The sequence below is a fragment of the Streptomyces turgidiscabies Car8 genome (genome assembly GCF_000331005.1).
In the GTDB taxonomy this organism is placed as follows: domain Bacteria; phylum Actinomycetota; class Actinomycetes; order Streptomycetales; family Streptomycetaceae; genus Streptomyces; species Streptomyces turgidiscabies.
The window spans coordinates 1-22,179 of the sequence record NZ_AEJB01000442.1; the positions used below are offsets into that span (position 1 = coordinate 1).

The 22,179-nt window shown below is 71.3% G+C and carries 18 protein-coding genes; 13 read left to right on the plus strand and 5 right to left on the minus strand.

Features of this window, described 5'->3' with window-relative positions:
* Positions 1-116: 116 nt before the first annotated feature.
* On the minus strand, positions 117-512 hold the full coding sequence (locus STRTUCAR8_RS32295) for a guanyl-specific ribonuclease (protein WP_006380411.1): 396 nt from the start codon (positions 510-512) through the stop codon (positions 117-119).
* A 243-nt stretch (positions 513-755) separates the two neighbouring features.
* Here STRTUCAR8_RS32295 and STRTUCAR8_RS32300 point away from each other — a divergent pair, with 243 nt between their 5' ends.
* From STRTUCAR8_RS32300 to STRTUCAR8_RS32315, 4 genes are all read left to right on the plus strand, one after another.
* The gene (locus tag STRTUCAR8_RS32300) at positions 756-2,255 is read left to right on the plus strand and encodes an MFS transporter (protein WP_006380415.1); all 1,500 of its coding nucleotides are present in this window, start codon (positions 756-758) and stop codon (positions 2,253-2,255) included.
* 114 nt (positions 2,256-2,369) lie between these two features.
* Complete coding sequence (locus STRTUCAR8_RS32305; RefSeq protein ID WP_006380418.1) at positions 2,370-2,939, plus strand: TetR/AcrR family transcriptional regulator; 570 nt, start codon at positions 2,370-2,372, stop codon at positions 2,937-2,939.
* 167 nt (positions 2,940-3,106) lie between these two features.
* Positions 3,107-3,808, plus strand: coding sequence for an SDR family oxidoreductase (locus tag STRTUCAR8_RS32310; protein ID WP_006380419.1), 702 nt, complete (start codon positions 3,107-3,109; stop codon positions 3,806-3,808).
* A 102-nt stretch (positions 3,809-3,910) separates the two neighbouring features.
* A complete protein-coding gene (locus tag STRTUCAR8_RS32315; protein WP_006380416.1) occupies positions 3,911-4,789 on the plus strand; it encodes an alpha/beta fold hydrolase in 879 nt (292 codons plus the stop codon).
* 53 nt (positions 4,790-4,842) lie between these two features.
* Here the strand turns inward: STRTUCAR8_RS32315 and STRTUCAR8_RS32320 are convergent, their stop codons facing one another.
* The gene (locus STRTUCAR8_RS32320) at positions 4,843-7,512 is read right to left on the minus strand and encodes a discoidin domain-containing protein (protein ID WP_044473273.1); all 2,670 of its coding nucleotides are present in this window, start codon (positions 7,510-7,512) and stop codon (positions 4,843-4,845) included.
* Positions 7,513-8,036: 524 nt separating this feature from the next.
* Here STRTUCAR8_RS32320 and STRTUCAR8_RS32325 point away from each other — a divergent pair.
* Together STRTUCAR8_RS32325 and STRTUCAR8_RS32330 are read left to right on the plus strand one after the other, a co-directional pair.
* Positions 8,037-9,713, plus strand: coding sequence for a glycosyl hydrolase family 28-related protein (locus tag STRTUCAR8_RS32325; RefSeq protein ID WP_044473277.1), 1,677 nt, complete (start codon positions 8,037-8,039; stop codon positions 9,711-9,713).
* 84 nt (positions 9,714-9,797) lie between these two features.
* On the plus strand, positions 9,798-11,087 hold the full coding sequence (locus STRTUCAR8_RS32330; protein ID WP_006380405.1) for an alginate lyase family protein: 1,290 nt from the start codon (positions 9,798-9,800) through the stop codon (positions 11,085-11,087).
* A gap of 28 nt (positions 11,088-11,115) precedes the next feature.
* Here the strand turns inward: STRTUCAR8_RS32330 and STRTUCAR8_RS32335 are convergent, their stop codons facing one another.
* On the minus strand, positions 11,116-11,316 hold the full coding sequence (locus tag STRTUCAR8_RS32335; RefSeq protein ID WP_044473278.1) for a hypothetical protein: 201 nt from the start codon (positions 11,314-11,316) through the stop codon (positions 11,116-11,118).
* A gap of 169 nt (positions 11,317-11,485) precedes the next feature.
* Between STRTUCAR8_RS32335 and STRTUCAR8_RS32340 the strand changes: the two genes are divergently transcribed.
* On the plus strand, positions 11,486-12,838 hold the full coding sequence (locus STRTUCAR8_RS32340; RefSeq protein WP_407705415.1) for a sensor histidine kinase: 1,353 nt from the start codon (positions 11,486-11,488) through the stop codon (positions 12,836-12,838).
* Positions 12,839-12,886: 48 nt separating this feature from the next.
* Here STRTUCAR8_RS32340 and STRTUCAR8_RS32345 read toward each other — a convergent pair whose 3' ends face one another.
* Entirely contained in the window at positions 12,887-13,921 is a 1,035-nt protein-coding gene (locus tag STRTUCAR8_RS32345; RefSeq protein WP_006380403.1) for an aldo/keto reductase, read from the minus strand.
* A gap of 97 nt (positions 13,922-14,018) precedes the next feature.
* Here STRTUCAR8_RS32345 and STRTUCAR8_RS32350 point away from each other — a divergent pair, with 97 nt between their 5' ends.
* The gene (locus STRTUCAR8_RS32350; RefSeq protein WP_006380409.1) at positions 14,019-14,693 is read left to right on the plus strand and encodes a response regulator; all 675 of its coding nucleotides are present in this window, start codon (positions 14,019-14,021) and stop codon (positions 14,691-14,693) included.
* 39 nt (positions 14,694-14,732) lie between these two features.
* Here STRTUCAR8_RS32350 and STRTUCAR8_RS32355 read toward each other — a convergent pair whose 3' ends face one another.
* Positions 14,733-15,746 (minus strand): Gfo/Idh/MocA family protein, encoded by a 1,014-nt coding sequence (locus STRTUCAR8_RS32355; RefSeq protein WP_006380402.1) that lies wholly within the window; start codon positions 15,744-15,746, stop codon positions 14,733-14,735.
* A 130-nt stretch (positions 15,747-15,876) separates the two neighbouring features.
* Here STRTUCAR8_RS32355 and STRTUCAR8_RS32360 point away from each other — a divergent pair, with 130 nt between their 5' ends.
* The 5 genes from STRTUCAR8_RS32360 to STRTUCAR8_RS32380 form a co-directional block, all read left to right on the plus strand.
* A complete protein-coding gene (locus STRTUCAR8_RS32360) occupies positions 15,877-16,614 on the plus strand; it encodes a GntR family transcriptional regulator (protein WP_006380401.1) in 738 nt (245 codons plus the stop codon).
* Positions 16,615-16,773: 159 nt separating this feature from the next.
* Positions 16,774-17,961 carry an ROK family glucokinase gene (locus tag STRTUCAR8_RS32365; protein ID WP_006380404.1) on the plus strand — a complete coding sequence of 396 codons (1,188 nt, stop codon included), beginning with the start codon at positions 16,774-16,776 and terminating at the stop codon, positions 17,959-17,961.
* On the plus strand, positions 17,958-18,560 hold the full coding sequence (locus tag STRTUCAR8_RS32370; protein ID WP_006380407.1) for a hypothetical protein: 603 nt from the start codon (positions 17,958-17,960) through the stop codon (positions 18,558-18,560). The genes STRTUCAR8_RS32365 and STRTUCAR8_RS32370 overlap by 4 nt, the downstream gene beginning before the upstream one ends.
* Before the next feature lie 115 nt (positions 18,561-18,675).
* Positions 18,676-21,507, plus strand: a complete 2,832-nt coding sequence (locus STRTUCAR8_RS32375; RefSeq protein ID WP_044473275.1) for a DEAD/DEAH box helicase — start codon at positions 18,676-18,678, stop codon at positions 21,505-21,507.
* A partial coding sequence (locus tag STRTUCAR8_RS32380) for a hypothetical protein (RefSeq protein WP_044473276.1) occupies positions 21,507-22,179 on the plus strand: 673 nt, incomplete at its 3' end. The genes STRTUCAR8_RS32375 and STRTUCAR8_RS32380, both read left to right, overlap by 1 nt.

The following is a 22,179-nucleotide window of genomic DNA, read 5'->3' on the forward strand; positions in this document are numbered from 1 at the left end:
AAGCGGCACAACTGCCTTCGGCCTGGACCGAGTTGCCTCGCCCCGCGACCGACTGCCGTGGGGAGCACGCGGGGCGAGGAGTTGTGCCTCAGGGGGCACGCCGAGCCGTGGGGGACTCAGCAGCCGTAGTCGATCAGGTCGAACGTGGCGTAGTGGTCGGCGGTGTAGTAGTCCTCCGGGTTCTCCTCACCGGTGATGACGCGGCGCGCACCCCGGGTGGAGGAGCCAGGGGTCTTGACGGTGTACTCGTGGTAGTAGCCGGTGCTCTGGCTGGGCAGGACGCGCTCGCGGTTCTGGAAGACGCTGCCGTCCTGCGAGTACGGGTAGGGGCCGCCCTTCGCGATCAGGTTGAGCGTGGTGTGGGCCTGCGAGGGCAGGTCGCCGTAGCAGATGCTGCCGACCGCCGAGGTGGTGGCGCCGGCCGTGCCGACGGTGACGGTACCGCCGACCAGGAGAGCGGACAGAACAGCGGCCGATGCGCCGATGCGAGTGATCCGTGGGGGGAATCTCATGCCCTCATGATGACGCGCGTAGACAGTGGCATGTCAATGACAACTCCGCAGAATTTCCCGTCAAGTCCGATGATTTAGCGCGGAGTTAACTTGCGGCGCGATCGCTTCACGAAGTCCGCACCCTCACACCCCCGCCCCTTCGCACCCTCTTCGCTTGCGTTGGGGAAACCGATCTGTTTTCCTAGTGGAAACAGATCGGTTTCCCGACCGGTGCTCTGCCTCCGACCAGCGAAAAAGGGAAAAATGACTACCGCCTTCGACCCCGGCGCGCCCGCCTCAGGGAAAACAGACTCGGGCCGCCGTGGCTCACATGCCACGCGCTGGTGGGTGCTCGTCGTGCTGGGCGTGGCACAGCTCATGGTCACGCTCGACGCCACCGTCGTGAACATCGCGCTGCCCGCGGCGCAGCATGACCTCGGGTTCAGTGACGGCAGCCGGCAGTGGGTCATCACGGGTTACGCGCTGGCGTTCGGCAGCCTGTTGCTGCTCGGCGGCCGGCTCGGTGACCTCTTCGGCCGGCGCACCACCTTCGTGACGGGCCTGATCGGCTTCGCGGGGGCGTCCGTCCTCGGCGGCGCGGCCGGCAGCTTCGAGGTCCTCGTCGCGGCCCGGGTGGCCCAGGGCCTCTTCGCCGCGCTGCTCGCGCCCGCGGCACTCTCACTGCTCAGCGTGACCTTCACCGAACGGGCCGAGAGGGCCAAGGCCTTCGGCATCTTCAGCGCGCTGGCCGGCGCCGGCGGCGCGGTCGGGCTGCTGCTCGGCGGCATGCTCACCGAGTGGGCGTCGTGGCGCTGGGTGATGTACGTGAACGTCATCTTCGCGGCGTTCGCGCTGGTCGGCGCGCTGTTGCTGCTGGCCGGGCCCGCGATCGCCGAGCGGCCCAAACTCGATGTCCCGGGCACGATCGTGGTGAGCGCCGCGCTGTTCGCCGTCGTCTACGGGTTCGCGCACGTCGAGTCCACCAGCTGGACCAACCCGGTCTCCCTCGGCTCGATGGCCGTCGGGGTGGTGCTGCTCGCGGTGTTCGTCCGGCTCGAGTCCAGGGCCGCGCATCCGCTGCTGCCGCTGCGCCTCGTGCTGGACCGGACCCGTGGCGGCTCGTTCCTGGCGGTGTTCGTCATCGGTATGGGGATGTTCTCGATCTTCCTGTTCCTGACCTACTACCTGGAGGCAAGCATCGGCTACTCGCCGATCAAGACCGGTCTGGCGTTCCTGCCGATGGTCGCGGGCATCGTCGCCGCGTCGACCACGGCGCCTTCGCTGCTGCTGCCCCGGGTCGGTCCGAAGGCCGTGATCGGCGCCGGCTTCCTGGTCGCCGCGTCCGGTATGGCTTTGCTGACGAGGCTCGAACTGGACAGCACCTACGTCGCCCACATCATGCCCGGTCTGATCCTGCTGGGCCTCGGCCTCGGCGGGGTGATGACGACCGCCTTCCAGGGGGCGACCGCGGGTGTGCACCACGAGGACACGGGTGTCGCCTCGGCGCTGATCAACACCGGCCAGCAGGTGGGCGGTTCGATCAGTACGGCGCTGCTGACCACCGTTGCCTCGTCGGCCACGACCGACTACCTGTCGTCGCACAGGGCCGGCGCGCTGACCGTGGCGCAGGCCGGGGTCGAGGGCTACACGGCCACTCTGGCGTGGGGTGCCGGGTTCTTCGTGGTCGGTGCGCTGCTCGCGGCTTTCCTGATACCGAACGCGGCTCTGGCGCCGTCGGAGGGCGAGCCCGTCGTCGCCCACTGAGCCGGAACGCGCAGAGGGGCACGCGGCGGCTCACGTCGAGTGGCCGCGGTCGCCCGGGAGAGCGTCGTAAACCGATCGGTTTCCATTCTGTCGGAGTCGAGTTACTCTCGCGGTATGACCACCGAGGCGAAGTCAAGTACCAGGGAGCGGCTGCTGGAGGCGGCGGCGGCGCTCACCTACCGGGACGGTGCCGGCGTCGGCGTCGACGCGCTGTGCAGGGCGGCGGGGGTGTCGAAGCGTTCGATGTACCAGCTGTTCGAGAGCAAGGACGAACTGCTGGCGGCGAGCCTGGAGGAACGCACCGCCGCCTTCGTGGCCGGGCTCCTGCCAGCGCCGGACGACGGCCGTTCGCCCCGTGAGCGAATCGCCCACGTCTTCGGCCGGCTGGAGTCGCAGGCGGATTCGCCCGGCTTCCAGGGCTGTCGGTACCTGTCCGTCCAGATCGAGCTCAAGGACCGGAACCACCCCGCCAGCGTGGTGGCACACCGGGTCAAGGCGAACCTGACGGGCTTCTTCCGTCGCGAGGCCGAACGGGGCGGGGCGAGCGACCCGGATCTGCTGGCCCGGCAGCTGATCCTGGTCTTCGACGGCGCCAGCGCCCGCGCGGGCATCGGCGCGGACGAGCTGCCGGGGCTTGTCGCGCCCACCGTGGCCACGTTGCTCGACGCGAGCCACCTGCGCTGACCCGCGACCCCGGCCCTGCGTGCGGGCTCGGTCCCGCAGCGAGGCGCCCCGCTGCCTCCGCCTCTGTGCCGTAGGTGTCCCATGCGTCGTCGCGTGTGAGCTTGCGCGGGGAAACCGATCGGTTTACTGTTGTGGAAACCGATCGGTTTCTCGTTGTGGAGGCAGTCATGGCATCACTCAAGGGCGCGAGCGTCTTCGTCACCGGCGGCAGCCGTGGGATAGGCAAAGCCCTGGTGGAGGAGCTCTACCTGAGGGGAGCCGGCAAGGTCTACGCCACGGCCCGCGACCCGCGCACGGTGACGCATCCCGACGCCGTCCCGGTGGCGCTGGAGGTCACCGACCCGGCGTCCGTGGCGGCGGCGGCCGCGCAGGCGCAGGATGTCACCGTGCTGATCAACAACGCCGGCGCCTCGGTCGGCGCGTCCTTCCTCGGCTCCCCGCTCGACGACGTGCGCCGGGAGTTCGAGACCAACTTCTACGGCCCGCTGCTGGTCGCCCGGGCCTTCGTGCCGGTCATCGAGCGCAACGGCGGCGGCCACATCCTCAACGTGCACTCGGTGCTGTCCTGGGTGGCCCTCGGCGGCTCCTACAGCGCCTCCAAGGCCGCCCTGTGGTCACAGACCAACTCCCTGCGCCTGGAACTCCGGCCGCGCGGCATCGCTGTCACCGGACTGCACGTGGGCTACGTCGACACGGACCTCGCGGCGGGCGCCGACGGCCCCAAGGCCGACCCGCGCGACGTCGCCGCCCGCGCCCTCGACGGCATCGAGGCGGGAGCGCACGAGGTACTCGCCGACGACATCTCACGGCAGGTCAAGGCGGGCCTCGCCGGAGACCTCGCAGGACTGTATCCCCAGCTGGCGCAGTAACCCACGGACCGGAACACGGGCCGCCGACAGACCCTGCCGACCCGAACCCGCCGGACCGAACCCCCAGTCCCCTGAGCACAGTTCGCACACGAGGAGTCCGAGATGCCCACCACCACGTCGCGCCCCACGATCGACATTCCGGGAACCACCAGCCACACCCTCGCCCCCCGCCCGGGACACGCCGGTCAGGAGGGAACGCTGCGCTACCTCAGAGCGGGCACCGGCGCTCCCCTGGTCCTGCTGCACACGGTGCGCACCCAGGCCGAGCACTACCGCTCCCTCATCCCGTTGATCTCCGGCCGGTACACCGTCTACGCCCTGGATCTGCCGGGGATGGGCTACTCGGAGATCGTGCCCGGTGCGTCGTACGACGAGCCGGCGATGCGCGCGGGCGTCGAACGGCTCCTGACCGAACTCGACCTGCACGACGTGACGTTGGTGGGGGAGTCCATGGGGGCGGTGCTCGCGCTGACGGCGGCGGCCGATCTGCCGGAGCGGGTACGGCGTGTCGTCGCGGTCAACGCGTACGACTTCTCCGGTGGGATCGCCCGCTCCAGCCTCCTCGCCCGGGTGGTGGTCAGCGGCGTCCTCGCACCGGGGGTGGGGCCGGTGATCGCCGGTGTGGAGCCCAAGCCCGTCCTCAGCAAGGTCCTGCAGGGCGGCCTGGGCGACAAGACGGCTCTGCGCGACGACTACGTCGACGAACTTCTCCAGGTGGGCGGCCGTCCCGGTTACCCGACCGTGGCCCGGGCGGTGTACCAGAGTCTGCCCAGCCTCATCGCGGCGCGCTCGCGCTATCCCGAGGTCAAGGCCCCGATCCACCTCGTCTACGGGGAGAAGGACTGGTCCCGGCCCTCGGACCGGGAAGCCAACAAGAAGCTGCTGCCCGCCGCCGAGTTCACCCAGGTGCGGGGAGCGGGCCACTTCATCGCACTGGAGCGGCCCGACGTCGTCGCCGACCTGGTGAACGCCCTGGCCTGACTGCCCCGAACTCGATGGCGGACAGCGCGGGTCGACGGAGGCGAAGGCGTCGGTCAGGGGCGGATCGTCAACCAGTCGAGTGCGGCGACCCGGACCCCGCCCCTCGCCACGAGGTACAGGTCGTGGGTGCCGGTGACCTCGCGACGCAGAGCCACGGAACGCTCCCGCCATTCACCGCCGGTGTCCGTGACGGGTACCACCGCGGCCACCGGGCCGTCCGGTGAGTCCAGGCGCAACCCGAGCGAGCAGCCCCGAGCGCAGGTGGAGGAGAGACGCACGGTGACGTGCCTGCCCCGGATGTTCACCGAGTCGAAGCCCAGCCCTTCGCCCGAGCCGAGCACGCCGGTGGCCGCAGTGCCGCGCGCCACTCCCCGTACGGACGTGGCCTGTTCGGCCTGGAGCGTCGAGGCGGCGTCGGGCCCGTCCCCGTACAGCCTGATGTCGTTGACGACCCAGGGACTCGGCCCGTTCGCGGTCAGCGTGATGCGTACGTAGCGGGCGCCGGTCTGCCGGGGGAACACCGCGTCCTGGGTGAAGGAGCGGCCGGAGACCCGGGCGAGGGGCTCACCCCAGTGTGTGCCGTCGCGGCTCACGGAGACCGTGAAGCCGTACGGCTGCCCGCTGGTGTCACGGCCCGCGTCGAGGGAGAGCCGGCCGAAGGTCCTGCTCTCGCCGAGGTCGACGGTCAGGGACTGGCCGGCGGCCTGCGGGGCGGCGCCCGTCCAGCGGGTGTTGATGTCGCCGTCGACGGCCGCCCGGACGTCGGTGCCGTCGCTCGCCGTGGCGGTCCAGTCGCCGTGGTGTACCCGCTGCCGGCAGCCGGGCAGATCGCAGCCGGACGACCAGACGGGAGCGCCGTACTCGTAGGCGCCCTGGTCGGGAGCCGTGCCCACGGTGTCGGTCGTGACCCCGTCGACCACTTCGCCCGCGTCGATGGCGGGCGAACCCGGCGTCAGCCACAGCTCACCGTTGACCGCGTCCGAGTAGCCGGGCTTCTCGCTGATCAGGTTGGAGCGGACGACCGGCAGCGGGTTGCCGGTCTGCGTCGCGGTGACCGGCCTGGGCCCGACGATGTTGCTGAAGTACGAACCTGACGCGTCCGTAGCGCCGCCGAGGGCGACCGAGGCGACGTTGACGCCCACTCCGTAACTGGAGTTGTGGTCCTCGTTGGCGATGCTCGGGCCGGTGTGCCCGTTGAAGAAGACGCCCCGACTGCCGGTGTTCCAGGCGACGTTGTGATGGAGCCTGAAGTGGCCGGAGTAGTTGTCGACGTAGTAGCCGTTCTGGCCGTCGGCGTCGTGTGCGGTGTTGTGGTCGACGGAGGTGCCCGAGCCGTTCAGGCTGCAGCACACGTAGAAGGGGGAGCCGTCGCGGGAGGTGCGCATCGCCTCGGACATGTCGTTGTAGGCGATGCGGTTGTCGTGGAACTCGGTGCCGCCCAGCTGCCAGGCGGTGTCGATGGCCGCCCGCCCGGTACGCCGGATCGTGTTGTGGGTGACCGTGTGGCCGTTGCCGTTGATCTCGATACCGGGGGTGTAACTGCCCATCCAGCCGACGTCGTGGATGTAGTTGTCGGTGACGGTGTTGCCGGTGCCACGGACCAGGACGCCGTCGCCCGCCGACCGCGAGATCTCGCTGTTCTTCAGGGTGTTGCCGGTGCCGAGGATCTGCACGCCCGAGTCGAGGATGCGCGAGGCGACGATGTGGCCCTCGAACGGTTCGACCGCGAGATCGCTGTCCGGCGGCATGGGCAGGGTGGAGAACTCGGAGATGTACGTGGCGTGCAGCCCGTCGACCACAACTCCCGTACTCAACTTGCCCGTTCGGAGGGAGGTGCCCCAGAGGTTCAGGCCGCGCACGGTGACGTACGAGCTGTCGCTCAGGTCGACGCCCCACAGCCGGTGCTTGGCGGTCACCGTGTGTCCGGCGATGCCGTCCTTCGGGGGGACCATGAACAGCCGGTGCGCGGCCTTGTCGTAGAACCACTCGCCGGGCTGGTCGAGGGCGGCCTTCGACCCGACGAGGTAGTAGTTGCGGTAGGTCTGGTTGCCCATGCACAGGGGCGGGCAGCGGTAGTTGCCGCCCTGGAAGTCCAGCTTGCCCGCCGAGGCGGCGGTGACCGTGCCGGTCTGCTGGGCCCAGGGATTGGAGCCCGCCCACAGATGCACGGTGGCGCCGGTCCAGTCGGCGTCGGGCAGGTCGGTGTCGTCGATGTGCTGGTCGGTGGAGGTGGTGTCGGCCTCGGCCCAGGTGGCGTTCAGCGGATCGGCGCCTGAGTTGGGCCAACGGCCTTCAGCGGTACGGGCGTTGTCCAGGAACACCGCGTTGAAGTCAGGGTCGGGCGGCAGATCGGTGTCGGTGGCGATCAGTCCGCCGCCGGCGTCCTTCCAGCCCGTCACCGGCTCCGTTCCGTCGACGGTCGCCGGACCGTCTCCGTACGCGGCGATCGTGATCGGAGCACCCTCGGCGCCGGAGGGAGGGGCGAGCTGCTCACGGTAGGTGCCCTGGTGGACCAGGCAGGTGTCGCCGGGACGGACACGTTCGAGGCAGGCGCCGATGGTGCGCAGCGGGCTCGCCCGCGTGCCGGGTGCGTGGTCGCTGCCGCGCGGGGCGACGTGGAAGGCGCGGCCGGACCGCGCCGCCTGCGAGTGCGCCTCCGCCTGGACCGGGAAGGCCAGCAGCGCCGTCACGACGGCCAGTACGGAGAGATGTCCGCGTCTCATGTCCTGTCTCCACTCGTCGGATTCCCGCACATGGCTCAGCTCAACCAGCTGTCACCGGGCGCCAGTTGGCTACGCGGGACGGTTGTGATGGCTTTCGTGAAACCCCGACCGCTCGGCAACGTAGGAGATTCATCCGATGACGTCAACGGTTTGTTGGGGATCGCGGCGGAAAAGGGGGCGCACCATGGCTGAAACCTCAGGTCAGGCGGGCATCTCCGTGCCCACTTCTTCCGGGTGTTCTGCGATAGATCCGATGTGTCGGCGGCCTGATCGACTTCGGCATGGGGCTGGCGCATCCGCACATCACGATTGCTTGAAGTTCACCCATCTGAATAGATGCGCATGCCATCACTCCAAAGGTCCAAGCCGATAAAGAGCGCACGAGCCCTTTCGCCCTCATGTGTGGCATGGCATGCTCACCGCTCAGCGCACATCTGAACGTCGTTCACATCCATGAAAGGCCATGGGAAGGGCGAACGGGCATGAGAGACGCACATCCAGCCGTCACCGGTGATCACAGTGTCATGCGCATGACTTCCAGTTCGACCAGGCGGGCCGTCTTGGGCGGCGCCGTCGCGGTAGCAACCGGATTCGTGGGGGCTGGCGCCGGCATCGCGACGGCAGCCGGAGCGGGTACACCGCCACCCCAAACCCCGCTCCTCTGGCGGGAGTTGACCCGCACACCCTTCACGCACCCGCAGATCCCCTACATCGGCCACGCGGGTTGCTTCGGCGGGGCGCTCCATCGCCCCCGCCGCCCCGTTGTCGCCGACGTACGCGACTTCGGCGCCGTGGCCGACGGCGTGACCGACTCCGCTCCCGCGATCAACCGTGCCATCGCCGCTGCCGGCCGGGCCGGCGGTGGCACGGTCACCATCCCGCCCGGCACGTTCCGTATCGACGACGTGATCCGCCTGGACCGGTCGAACGTGATCCTCAAGGGCGCCGGCAGCGGCCGTACGACCCTGTTTGCGGCGAAGAACCTCACCGAACTGATCGGCGCGTACGGCTCCCGCTACGGCGGCGACAAGTCGGGCTGGTCATGGGCCGGCGGCCTGATCTGGCTGGCCCCCAGGGCCCGTTGGTCCTCTCTCGTCGCCGCGATCAGGGCGAAGGCGTGGCCCTTCGAGGGATGGACGGGCAACCGGCGTGACGAGTGGCGCCCGCTCACATCGGTCGCCCCGGCCCGCCAGGGCTCATGGACGATCACGGTGACCAACCCGGCGTCACTGCGCCCCGGTGCCCTGGTCCTCCTCCGGCTGGCCGACGACGCGGAGCACACACTCCTGGAGCACATGTGCGGCGGCGGCCCCGGACCCGAGGCCTACTCCTGGGACGACAAGACGAAGCTGACGTCGTACGTCCCCTACGAGTGGCCCGTCCGCATCGCCGGGGTCCGGTGCCGCAAGGTCACCCTCGAACGTCCGCTGCCACTCGACGTACGCCCGGAATGGAACCCTCAACTGACCACGCATGTTGCCGAGTTGACCGGCGCCGGGGTCGAGGGGCTGACTCTCGAGGCCGTGGAGACCCCGCAGCAGCCGCATCTGCTGGACAAGGGGCACAACGGGGTCGTCCTGCAGGGCGCGTACGACTGCTGGGTGGACGACGTGACGGTCCGGAACGTCGACAACGGCTTCGGCCTCGTGTCCGCCTCCGCGTGCACCCTGCGGCGGACACGTGTCACCGGCCGCGGCTCCCACCACCCCTACTTCTGCCGTGAGGGCTCGCACGACAACCTCTTCGAGGACTTCACCATCGAGGAGCGCACCGTCCCCGCCCCCTCGAACACCCAACTGCACGGCATCAACGTCGAGGGGCTGTCCTCGTACAACGTCTGGTCGCGCGGCGACATGCGGATGGGCACCTTCGACAGCCACCGCGGACTGCCCTTCGCCAACGTCCGTACCGACATCACCCTGAACAACACCGGCCGCCACGGCGGGGACGTGAGCGCCGGCCCCCTGTTCGGCGCCCGCTTCACCCACTGGAACATCCGCGTCACCAACGGCCGCGCGGGACTCGTCAAGATCGACGGCCTGGCACCGTACTCCGCCACCGTCGGCATCGACGAGGTCAGGGAGTTCGACCAGATCGACGTCCCCGACCTCACCGGCGGCCTCCACACCCGCCTGGAGCTGTACGGCAGCCCGCACGCGGTACGGCCGCGGAACCTGCACGCGGCACAGCGCGCGCTCTGAATCGCTTCCCCGCGTCACCACCCGCACGTTCGCCCCCGCATGTTCGCCCACCCGCACGTTCGCCCGCCTGAACGGAGTGGATCGATGAGCGCACCCTCGGCACTGTCACGACCGATCGTCCTCCTGGTGGCCTTCGCCGCGTTCGCCGTCGGCGCCGCCGTCCCCACCGCCTCGGCGCGGGTGACGGCGGGGACCACGTCCCCGATCCCGCACACGGCCGTACTGGACGGCGCCCAACTCCACCGGACCAAGCTTCGCGTGGAGCACGGCGACCGCCAACTGCGCCGCACCGTAGCCGCGTTGACGGCCCGGGCCGCCAAATGGCTGAGTCAGGGCCCCTGGACGGTCGTCGACAAACCACGCCCCGCACCCGGCGGCGACGTCCACGACTATCTGAGCCAGGCTCCCTACTGGTGGCCGTCCAAGCCCCCGACCAGCGACAACGCCTGGGGCTGCCCGTACGTGCAACGTGACGGCGAGCGCAACCCCGAGGTCGACACCGGCACCGACCGCCAGGACGTGGAGAAGACGTTCGACGCCGCGTACGACCTCTCCCTCGCCTGGTACTACACCGGCGAGAAGCGGTACGCCGAGAAGGCCGGGCAGGTGCTGCGTACCTGGTTCCTCGACCCGGCGACGAGGATGAACCCGAACCTGAACCACGCGCAGTTCATCCCCTGCAGGTACGACGGCCGCGCCATCGGCATCATCGACTTCTCGCAGTCCTTCACCAGCGTCCTCGACGCGCTCGCCCTGCTGGACACCGGCGCCCCGGGCTGGACCCGGAAGGACCGGGCCGGCATGACGAAGTGGAACCGCGACTTCCTCGGCTGGCTCAGGACCAGCGACTTCGGCAAGGAGGAGGCCGCGGCGACCAACAACCACGGCACCTTCTACGACATGCAGCTCGCCGCACTCGCCTACGCGACCGGCGACAGGGACCTGGCCCGGCGAACCGTCCTGAACGTCCGGAGCACACGCGTCGCGCGGCAGATCGCATCCGACGGCAGCCAGCCGCAGGAACTGGCGCGGACCAGAAGCTGGCACTACTCGACCTTCGCCCTGGTCGCCCACACCCGGCTCGCGGCCATCGGCCGGCACGTCGGCGTGAACCTGTGGGCGTACCGGGGCCCGGACGGGCAGAGCCTGTTCAAGGCGGTGGACTACCTGCTGCCCGCCGCGACAGGAACGGCCGCCTGGCCGCACCAGGAGCTCGGATTCCTCCGTTACGCGGCGGACGACATCGTCCATGCGGCCGCCGACGCCGGTGACGTACGGGCGCGGCGGGCGGTCTCCCTGCTGGAGGAGCCGCCGGGCGGTGACCTCTGGGCGCTGCGCCCGGCCGCGGAACAGCTCGACTCCATCGCGGGCTGACCCGTGGCCGCCAGGTTCCCCCCTTCGGTCACCCGGACTTCCGGCTCTCGGCGGCGGCGAACAGCGCGAGGGACAGCACGAGCAGTGCAACGCTCGCGTAGATCTCGTAGCCGTCGAGGAATCCGAGCTTCTGTACGAGACCCCAGCGCAGATCGGTGAATTCGTGCAGCAGACCGGCGGCGCCCTGCACCAGCGCGATGAAGCCGGCGATTTCCAGTAACTGCTTCATACCGGGATCCTCGCTCCGCGGATCCGCCGCCTTCATCGGCCGCGGGGCGAGGCCCGCTCCTCCGAAGTCGCCGGTCGCTCCCGGGCAGCGCGCCGAAAGTCTGCGTCGGCGTGACTTTGGTCGACGATCGCGGCTCGGCGGGGGTGGCTCGGGCCATCACCCCATAGATTTGTCGACTGTGAGAGGTGACAGGTCGACATCCGGCCCCGAGACCGTTCCCGAGGTCGTTCCCGAGACCGCGACGGCGTTCCCGGGGCGACGGTGGCTCTTCCCGTCCGCCGTGCTCGACGGCCTCGACGCCGACCCCGTCGCGAATACCGGTGCCGGCAGCGGTTCCGGCTCCGCGCGGCAGCGGGCCGGGTGGTTCGGGGCGTCCACACAGCCCCGGCGCACCGCCCGCGACTGGGTCGTCGACTTCACCTGCTTCCTGCTGGCCGTCCTCGTCGGCGTGCTGGGCGCGGTCGCCCTGGCCGAGGACCCCAACACCCCGCACGCCGTCGCCGCCGTCGACCAGTGGGTCGGCGCCCTCTCCTGTGCCGCCGTATGGCTGCGGCGCCGCTGGCCGCTCGGCCTCGCCGTCGCGATGCTCGCGGCCGGCCTCGTGTCGGGCACCGCGGGCGGCGCAGGCCTGGTCGCCCTCTTCTCCCTCGCCGTGCACCGCCCCTTCCGGTACGTCGGCCTGGTCAGCGGCGCCTCCGTCGTGGTGATCCCGTTCTTCTACTGGCTGCGCCCCGACCCTGACCTGCCGTACCTCGCCGCGGTGGTCCTCAGCGTCCTGCTGACCGCGACCGCCGTCGGCTGGGGCATGTTCGTGCGGTCCAAGCGCCAGCTCACGGTGAGCCTGCGCGACCGGCTGCGGCGGGCCGAGACGGAGGCGGCGCTGCGGGCCGAACAGGCGCAGCGGCTCGCCCGCGAGGCCATCGCCCGCGAGATGCACGACGTGCTCGCCCACCGCCTCACCCTGCTGAGCGTCCACGCCGGCGCCCTGGAGTTCCGCCCCGACGCACCCCGTGAGGAGGTCGCGCGGGCCGCCGGGGTCATCCGGGAGAGCGCGCACGACGCCCTCCAGGACCTGCGGGAGATCATCGGCGTCCTGCGGGCCGGCGACCCGGAGGAGGCGGGGCGCCCGCAGCCGACGCTGGCCGCGCTCGACCTCCTGGTGACCGAATCCCGCGAGGCCGGTATGAAGGTCGCGCTGGACAGCCGGGTGACGGCCCCGGCCGCCGTACCCGCCTCCATCGGCCGCACCGCCTACCGGATCGTCCAGGAGGGCCTCACCAACGCCCGCAAACACGCCCCCGGCGCCGAGGTCACGGTGTCCCTCACGGGTGCCCCGGGCGACGGCCTGACCGTCTCCGTACGCAATCCCGCACCCCCGGGGGAGGTGCCGCACGTCCCCGGCTCCGGACAGGGCCTGATCGGCCTTACCGAGCGAGCGACCCTGGCGGGCGGACGGCTGGAACACGGCACGGAGCCGGACGGGGGATTCGCCGTCCGGGCCTGGCTGCCGTGGGGCGCCTGACGGCACCTCGTTCGTGACGGGACCACCTCTTTGAAGAGGAGGGTGCTTTCAGCCGCGCACCGTACGCGGTACCACCCGCTGCCCCGCCTCCCCGTACACCCAGGCGGAGGTCTCCTCGATGAACTCGGTCGGGAAACCGGGCCGGAATCCGGTGGTCTCCTCCAGCCTGGCCACCAGGTCGGCGGGGAGCGTCAGATCGGCCGCGCCGAGGTTGTCCGTGAGCTGCTCGACCCGGCGCGCGCCCACGATCGGGTGCACGGCGGGGGAGTGCGCCATCGTCCACGCGATGGCCACCTGCGCGGGGGACGCGCCGAGTTCGTCCGCCGCCGACTGCACCGCCGCCGCCACCGCGTGCTCACGCTCGCCGACCGCGTCCGCGGAGAGCCGCACCGACTCGTCGGGGGCGATACCACGCGCGCGGGTGTACTTGCCGGACAGAATGCCGTTCTGCAGCGGACTCCAGGCCGCCACCGACATCCCGAACGCCTCCGCCATCGGCAGCAGTTCACGTTCGACGTCCCGGCTGAGCAGGCTGTACGGCACCTGGAGCGCGGCGAACTGCGACCAACCCCGCCACTCCGCCAGGGTGTTGGCCCGGGACACCACCCACGCCGGGGCGTCCGAGATGCCGACGTACAGCACCTTCCCGGAACGCACGGCGTCGTCGAGGGCACGCATCGTCTCCTCGACGGGCGTGGCCCGGTCCCAGATGTGCACCCAGTACACGTCCACGTAGTCCGTGCCTAGGCGGCGCAGGCTCGTCTCCAGGGACAACGTCAGATTCTTGCGGTGGTTGCCCGCGGCGTTGGGATCGGCGCCGTCGCGCGAGATCGTGTACTTCGTGGACAGCACGAGCCGGTCGCGCCGCCCTCTGAGGAGCTCGCCCAGGATCGTCTCGCTCGCACCACCACGGTAGTTGATCGCCGTGTCGACGACGTTCCCACCCGCGTTCTCGTACGCGTCGAGGATGCGCGCGCACTCGTCCTTGGGAGCCCCCACCCCGCCCTGCTCTCCGAAGGTCATGGCCCCGAGGAAGAGCTCGGAGACACGTAAGCCTGTCCTGCCCAGCAGTCGGTAACGCACGAAAGGCCCCTCGTTTCACCGGAGTTCAGGTCGGCAATCTAGCCGGACGTCCGCCCGCGCACCGCCGGACGCAGCACAACCGTGATTACGTGGGGCCATGACCGTGATCAGACTGCTCCTCGTCGACGACGACCCCCTGGTACGGGCGGGGCTGTCCCTCATGATGGGCGGCGCCGAGGACATCGAGATCGTCGGGGAGGCCGCCGACGGCAGCGAGGTCGAGGCCCTCGTCGGCCGCACCGGCCCGGACGTCGTGCTCATGGACATCCGGATGCCGACGGTCGACGGACTCACCGCGACCGAACGCCTGCGCTCCCGCAAGGACGCCCCGCAGGTCGTGGTCCTGACCACCTTCCACGCCGACGACCAGGTACTGCGCGCCCTGCGCGCGGGCGCCGCCGGCTTCGTCCTCAAGGACACCCCGCCCGCCGAGATCCTCGCCGCGGTCCGCCGGGTCGCGGCCGGGGACCCCGTGCTGTCGCCCGCGGTGACCCGTCAGCTGATGGCCCACGCGGCCGGCGGCACGGCCGACACCCGCCGGGCCGACGCCCGGGACCGGACCGGCGCGCTGAACGACCGGGAACGCGAGGTCGCGGTCGCCGTCGGCCAGGGCCGGTCGAACGCCGAGATCGCCGCCGCGCTGTTCATGAGCGTGGCCACCGTCAAGACGCACGTCTCCCGCATCCTCGCCAAACTCGACCTCAACAACCGGGTGCAGATCGCCCTGCTGGCGTACGACGCCGGACTCCTGGAAGAGGACGGGCAGCCCTAGCCGGCGAGAGCGTACGTTCCCTGCTGCTCGCCCGGGCCCTCAGTCCCACCCGCCCGGGATCTCGGCGAGGTGTACGGGTCTGCGCTCCCGTCTGGACAGCTCGCAGGCCTCGGCGACGCGCAGGGCCTGCAGTGCCTCCCGGCCGTCGCACGGGTTGGCACGCTCACCGCGCACCACCTCGACGAAGGCCGACAGCTCGTCCTCGTAGGCGGGCCCGAAACGCTCCAGGAAGCCCGTCCACGGCTTGCTCGCGGCCGGCGGTCCCGCCGGTTCGGTCGACGCGATCGGCGTACGGTCGTCCAGGCCGACGCCGACCTGGTCCAGCTCGCCGGCCAGCTCCATGCGGACGTCGTAGCCCGCGCCGTTCATCCGCGTCGCCGTCGCCGTGGCGAGCGTGCCGTCGTCCAGGGTGAGTACCGCGGCGGCCGTACCGACGTCGCCCGCCTCGCGGAACATCGGGGGCCCTGCGTCCGACCCCGTCGCGTACACATCGACGATCTCGCGCCCCGTCACCCAGCGCAGGATGTCGAAGTCGTGGATCAGGGTGTCCCGGTACAGCCCGCCGGACAGCGGCAGGTACTCCGGCGCGGGCGGCGTCTGGTCCGACGTCATCATGCGGACGGTGTGCAGACGGCCGAGCCTCCCGGAACGCACCGCCTCGCGGGCACCCGTGTAGCCGGTGTCGAAGCGGCGCTGGAAGCCCATCTGAAGGATGGTCCCCGCCGCCTCCACCTCGGCGATGGCGGCCAGGGTGGCAGGCAGGTCGAGCGCTATGGGCTTCTCGCAGAACACCGGGAGACCCGAGCGTGCTGCCCGACCGATCAGTTCGGCGTGGGCCGAGGTGGCCGCCGTGATCACCACGGCGTCCACGCCCCAGGTGAAGATCTCGTCGACGCCCGGCGCGGCCGTCGCTCCTAAACGATGGGCCAGATCCTGCGCCCGCCCGCTGTCCGCGTCCGTGACGATGAGGGATCCCCCCACCTCGCGGTGACGGCTGAGGGTGTTCGCGTGGAATGTACCGATGCGGCCCGTGCCGATGACTCCGATGCGCATGAGAACCAAACTGGGGTCCGACCAGCCACGCTGTCAATGCGTATGTCCGGACAACCGAACTACACGACTTCCCGTCAACAACCACCGGAGCTACGCTCAGGCCGTGCCGAAACCAGATGTGGATCCGACAGTGCCGCTGGAACTCAGTGTGGACCGGAGCAGCCCGGTGCCGCTCTACTTCCAGCTGTCCCAGCAGCTCGAAGCCGCAATCGAGCACGGAGCACTCACCCCCGGCAGCCTGCTGGGCAACGAGATAGAGCTGGCCGGACGGCTCGGTCTGTCCCGCCCCACCGTGCGTCAGGCCATCCAGTCCCTCGTGGACAAGGGTCTGCTCGTACGCCGCCGGGGGGTCGGCACCCAGGTCGTGCACAGCCAGGTCAAACGCCCACTGGAACTGAGCAGCCTCTACGACGACCTGGAGGCGGCGGGCCAGCGCCCCGCGACAAAGGTCCTCGTCAACACGGTCGTGCCGGCCTCCGCGGAGGTCGCCGCCGCGCTCAACGTGGCCGAGGACAGCGACGTACACCGCGTGGAACGGCTCCGCATGGCGCACGGTGAACCGATGGCGTACCTCTGCAACTATCTGCCGCCCGGCCTGTTCGACCTGGACACGGCCCAGCTGGAGGCCACCGGGCTGTACCGGCTGATGCGTGCCGCAGGAATCACCCTGCACAGCGCCCGCCAGTCGATCGGCGCCCGCGGAGCGACCGCCGAGGAGGCGGAACGCCTCACCGAACGCGAGGGCGCCCCCCTCCTCACGATGCAGCGCACCACCTTCGACGACACCGGCCGCGCCGTCGAGTTCGGCACCCACACCTACCGCCCCACGCGCTACTCCTTCGAGTTCCAACTACTGGTACGCCCCTAGGGAGAGGGCGAAGCCTCTCCCTAGGGGCGCGGGGCTGTGACATCAGCGGCTCCGCCGCGGGGCGCGAACAACCACAACGCACCCGCACCCGGCACCCCCGCACCACCCCATAGCTCCCCCGCGCGCCAACGGGCCCCACCGTGAGGCAGAATCGCCGCAATGAGCACCTACCGCGACCTCGCACTCCCCCGGGCTCTCAACGCAGCCGGCGGGGGAGCAGCCCCCATCGGCTCCCGCCGGGCACCGGCGCTGCGCACCGTCGGCACACGCGAGCGCCGTTCCCACCTCACGGCCCCCCGTGTACCCACCGTCGGTATCGACATCGGCGGCACGAAGGTGATGGCGGGTGTGGTCGACGCGGACGGCAACATCCTGGAGACGATCCGCACCGAGACGCCGGACAAGTCCAAGAGCCCCAAGGTCGTCGAGGACACCATCACCGAGCTGGTCCTGGACCTCTCCGACCGGCACGACGTGCACGCCGTCGGCATCGGCGCGGCCGGCTGGGTCGACGCCGAACGCAACCGCGTCCTGTTCGCCCCCCACCTGTCCTGGCGCAACGAGCCCCTGCGCGACCGCCTCGCGGGCCGGCTGGCCGTCCCCGTCCTGGTCGACAACGACGCCAACGCCGCCGCCTGGGCGGAGTGGCGCTTCGGCGCGGGGCGTGGCGAGGACCACCTCGTCATGATCACCCTCGGTACCGGCATCGGCGGCGCGATCCTGGAGGACGGCCAGGTCAAGCGCGGCAAGTTCGGCGTCGCCGGCGAGTTCGGCCATATGCAGGTCGTGCCCGGCGGCCACCGCTGCCCGTGCGGCAACCGCGGCTGCTGGGAGCAGTACAGCTCCGGAAACGCCCTGGTCAGAGAGGCCCGCGAACTCGCTGCGGCAGACTCCCCGGTGGCGTACGGGATCATCGAGCACGTCAAGGGCAACATCGCCGACATCACCGGCCCGATGATCACCCAGCTGGCCCGCGAGGGCGACGCCATGTGCATCGAACTGCTCCAGGACATCGGCCAGTGGCTCGGCGTCGGCATCGCCAACCTGGCCGCCGCCCTGGACCCCTCCTGCTTCGTCATCGGCGGCGGTGTCTCCGCGGCCGACGACCTGCTGATCGGCCCGGCCCGGGACGCCTTCCGCCGCCACCTCACCGGCCGCGGCTACCGCCCCGAGGCCCGTATCGCCCGCGCGCAGCTCGGCCCCGAGGCCGGCATGGTCGGTGCCGCCGACCTCGCCCGGCTGGTCGCCCGCCGCTTCCGGCGCGCCAACCGGCGCCGCCTCGAACGGTACGAGCGCTTCGAGAAGTTCGTCGAGACCACCCGCCGCGCCACCCAGGGGCCCCTGTGACCGCCTCCCTGCCCCGTCAGGCCATGGCGCCGGACGAGCCGCCCGGCCCGCCTGAGGACCGCCGTCACCGCAACCGCCGGCGCGCCCTCACTCTGCTGATCATCGTGCTCCTCATCGGCGTGCCGGCCGGCTATCTGGTGATCTCCGCCAACCAGAGCCGTGACAGCGGCCTGGACAAGGAACGCAAGTGGGCGGCGCGGGGCCTCACCAAGGCCTGGCCCTCCAAGGTCCAGCGCCACATCTACGAAGTACCCGTCCCGCGCCAGGCCGACGGCGAGGGCATCCTGTCGACGAAGGTCGCCTACTACGAGACGAACAACTGGCGCACCAGCCGTCTGTACGTCCAGTTCATGACCACGAACGCGGGGCTGGACTTCTTCTTCAAGGCCATGGGCGTCCCCCGCACCAGCCTGAAGAAGGACCAGTTCCCCATCAGCGCCCGGGACCAGAAGATCGTCGGCTGGAAGTTCAAGGAGCCGGGCCCGTGGTGGGGGCTCGCCCACCCGCAGAAGAACCCGGCACCCACGCAGCACATCGTCGTGAAGTGGGCGAAGCCCAACCACTACATGGTGTACGTCGTCTCGCGAACGACCCCCTGACCTGCCGCGCGACCGCCTCCGGCCCGTCGCCGGGGACCGATTGTCAGACCCCGCCCGTACAGTCGAAGACGTCCGGCTCGACGGACACGACACGAGGGCGGGAGGTGACGTACGCATGAGTGAGGAGACACCGGCGACCGCGGTGGCGGACGTGTCCGTGCGCCTCGCGGCCGTCTTCCTCCCCGCGTCTCTCCCGCGCGGGGGCCGTGTCGCCTTCTGGGACCCGGAAGGGGACACGGGCCTGCCGGACGAGGGCGCCGGTCTTACGGAACTGACGGTCGTACGACGGCACGGCGCCGGAGTCCGCCGCCGCACCACCCCGGCGCTGACGCTGCCCGTCGACGCCGCGCTGCCCCTGCTCGTGCGGGCCCGCCGAGACCCCGCCGCCCACCCCGCCACGGCCTGCTGGGGCGCCGCCGCGCTGCACGCCCTGCGGCTCACGGCCCGCGGCAGGCTGCTCCCCGGGCTCACCCCGGCCGGCCACGACGCCTGGCGCGCGGGCCCGCTCGACCCCGACGACATCGCCCACCTCAGGGCCATCGCCGCAGCCCTGCCGTACGAGGGCCACGCGGTGCCCCTGCCCGGCTCCGGCCCCCTGCTGCTGCCCCAGCCGGAGGCATTGCTGCGCGCCTTCCTGGACGCCGTCGCGGACACCCTGCCGCGCACCCCGGCCGCGCCGTACGCCTCGGGGATGCCCTTCGCCGCGCGCCCGGCCCAGCGCCTGCCGGACGCCCACGACTGGGCGGCGGAGGTCGCCGCGGGCATGGACGCGGGCGTGCGGATCTCGCTCCGCCTCGACCTGTCGGCGTACGAACTGTTCGACGACCCCGACCGGGTGCGTACCGCGGGCGCGGCGGTCGTCCAGGTGCACAGTCTCGCCGACCCCACCCTGGTGACCGACGCGGCAACCCTGTGGGCGGGCACCGCGGACGCGGCCTTCGGGGCACGCGCCCGCGTGGACGCCGCCCTGGCGGTGCGCCGCGCGGCCCGCGTGTGGCCCCCGCTCGACCGCCTCACCGAGCAGGAGTCACCCGACGTCCTGGCCCTCTCCGAAGAGGAGCTGTACGACCTCCTCGGGGTCGCCGCGACCCGGCTCGCCGCAGCCGGGGTCGCCGTGCACTGGCCCCGGGACCTCGCCCAGGACCTGACCGCCCAGGCCGTCGTCCGACCGGCGCCCGGCTCGGCGAAGGACGGCACCGGCTTCTTCGAGAGCGAGGAACTCCTCCAGTTCCGCTGGCAGTTGGCGCTCGGCGGGGATCCGCTCACCGAGGCCGAGATGGACCTGCTGGCGGAGGCCCACCGCCCCGTCGTCCGGCTCAAGGACCAGTGGGTGCTCGTCGACCCCGCCCTCGTACGCAAGGCACGCAAGCGCGAGCTGGGCCTGCTCGACCCGGTCGACGCGCTCTCGGCGGCACTCACCGGCCGCGTCGAGGTCGACGGCGAGAGCGTCGAGGCGGTCCCCGTCGGAGCGCTGGCCGCCCTGCGCGACCGACTGACGGCCGGTATCACCCCGGTGGAACCGCCCGAGGGGCTGCAGGCCCGCCTCCGCGACTACCAGCTCCGGGGACTGGCCTGGCTGGACCTCATGACCTCCCTCGGCCTCGGTGGCTGCCTCGCCGACGACATGGGGCTCGGCAAGACGATCACCGTCATCGCCCTGCATCTGCGGCGGGCCCGCAGCGAACCGACCCTGGTGGTCTGCCCGGCCTCCCTGCTGGGCAACTGGCAGCGCGAGATCACGAAGTTCGCCCCCGGTGTCCCCGTCCGCCGCTTCCACGGCCCCGACCGCACCCTGGACGACACACCGGGCGGCTTCGTCCTCACGACGTACGGCACCATGCGGTCGGCGGCGCCCCGGCTGGCCGAGCAGCCGTGGGGGATGGTCGTCGCGGACGAGGCGCAGCACGTCAAGAACCCGTACTCGGCCACCGCGAAGGCACTGCGCACGATCCCGACCCCCGCGCGCGTGGCGCTCACCGGCACCCCCGTGGAGAACAACCTCTCCGAACTCTGGGCCCTGCTCGACTGGACCACCCCGGGCCTCCTCGGCCCCCTCAAGTCCTTCCGCGCCCGGCACGCGCGCGCGGTGGAGACCGGGGAGGACGAGGAGGCCGTCGCCCGCCTCGCCCGGCTGGTCCGCCCGTTCCTGCTGCGCCGCAAGAAGTCCGACCCGGGCATCGTCCCGGAACTGCCGCCGAAGACGGAGACGGACCACCCGGTCCCCCTGACCCGCGAACAGGCCGCGCTGTACGAGGCGGTGGTGCGCGAGTCGCTGCTGGCCATCGAGACGGCGGACGGCATCGCCCGCCGAGGCCTGGTGCTGAAGCTGCTGACCTCCCTCAAGCAGATCTGCGACCACCCCGCCCTGTATCTGAAGGAGGAGGCCCCCGGGCCTGCCGCCGGCGACCGGCTCGCCGCCCGCTCCGGCAAACTCGCCCTGCTGGACGAGCTGTTGGACACCCTGCTGGCCGAGGACGGCTCGGCACTGGTGTTCACCCAGTACGTGGGGATGGCCCGCCTGATCACGGCCCACCTCGCGGCCCGCGCGGTCCCGGTGGAACTGCTCCACGGCGGCACCCCCGTCGCGGAGCGGGAACGCATGGTGGACCGCTTCCAGAGCGGCGCGACCCCGATCCTGATCCTCTCCCTGAAGGCCGCCGGCACCGGCCTGAACCTCACGCGCGCGGGCCATGTCATCCACTTCGACCGCTGGTGGAACCCCGCGGTCGAGGAACAGGCCACGGACCGCGCCTACCGCATCGGCCAGACCCAGCCCGTCCAGGTCCACCGCCTGATCACCGAGGGGACGGTCGAGGACCGCATCGCGGAGATGCTGGAGTCCAAGCGGGCCCTCGCCGACGCGATCCTGACCTCCGGCGAGTCCTCCTTCACAGAACTGACAGACCGGGCCCTGTCCGACCTGGTCTCACTGCGGGGGGCGGTGTGATGACCTCGGAGAAGCACCGGGAGCGGGAGGAAGAGCGCGATGTGGTGGGGGAGGCGCCGGTGCCGGAGCATCGTGCGCGGCCGGACGCGCCCGAGAGCGAGGGGGGCCGGGCTGCTGATGCCGTGCGCGGCGGGCGTGACGTGGCGGGGGAGGAGTGGGTGCCGGACGGGCGGCCTCTGCCGGGCGAGGCGCAGGGGGATCGGACCGTCGGTGTGGTGCCGAGGGAGCATGACGTGGTGCGGGATGTGTCGGAGGGCAAGTTCCTGTCGGGTGAGGCTCAGGCGGATCGGGCCGCAGGCGCGGTGCCCGGGGAGCGTGGCGTCGTGGGGGAGGCGTCGGACGGGAAGCCTCTGGCGGGTCGAGTGGCGCGGGGCGTGGCTGCTGATGCCGTGCGCGGGGGGCGTGAGGTGACGGGGGAGGAGCCGGCATGGGAGGTGAAGCCTCTGGCGGGCGAGGGTGAGGGAGACCGGGTCGCCGGTGCCGTGTCTGCGAGGCGCGGGGTGATGGGGGAGGGGTCGGCGTCGGACGGGACGCCTCGCTCCGACGGGGCCGGGACGGAGCGGCCGGCCGATGCCGCGCGCAGGGCGTTGCGGGCGGCGCGGGAGCGTGCGGGGCAGGAGGCGGGCGGGACACAGACGAGGGCGCAGCCGCAGCGCGGGGCCGGCCGGGAGA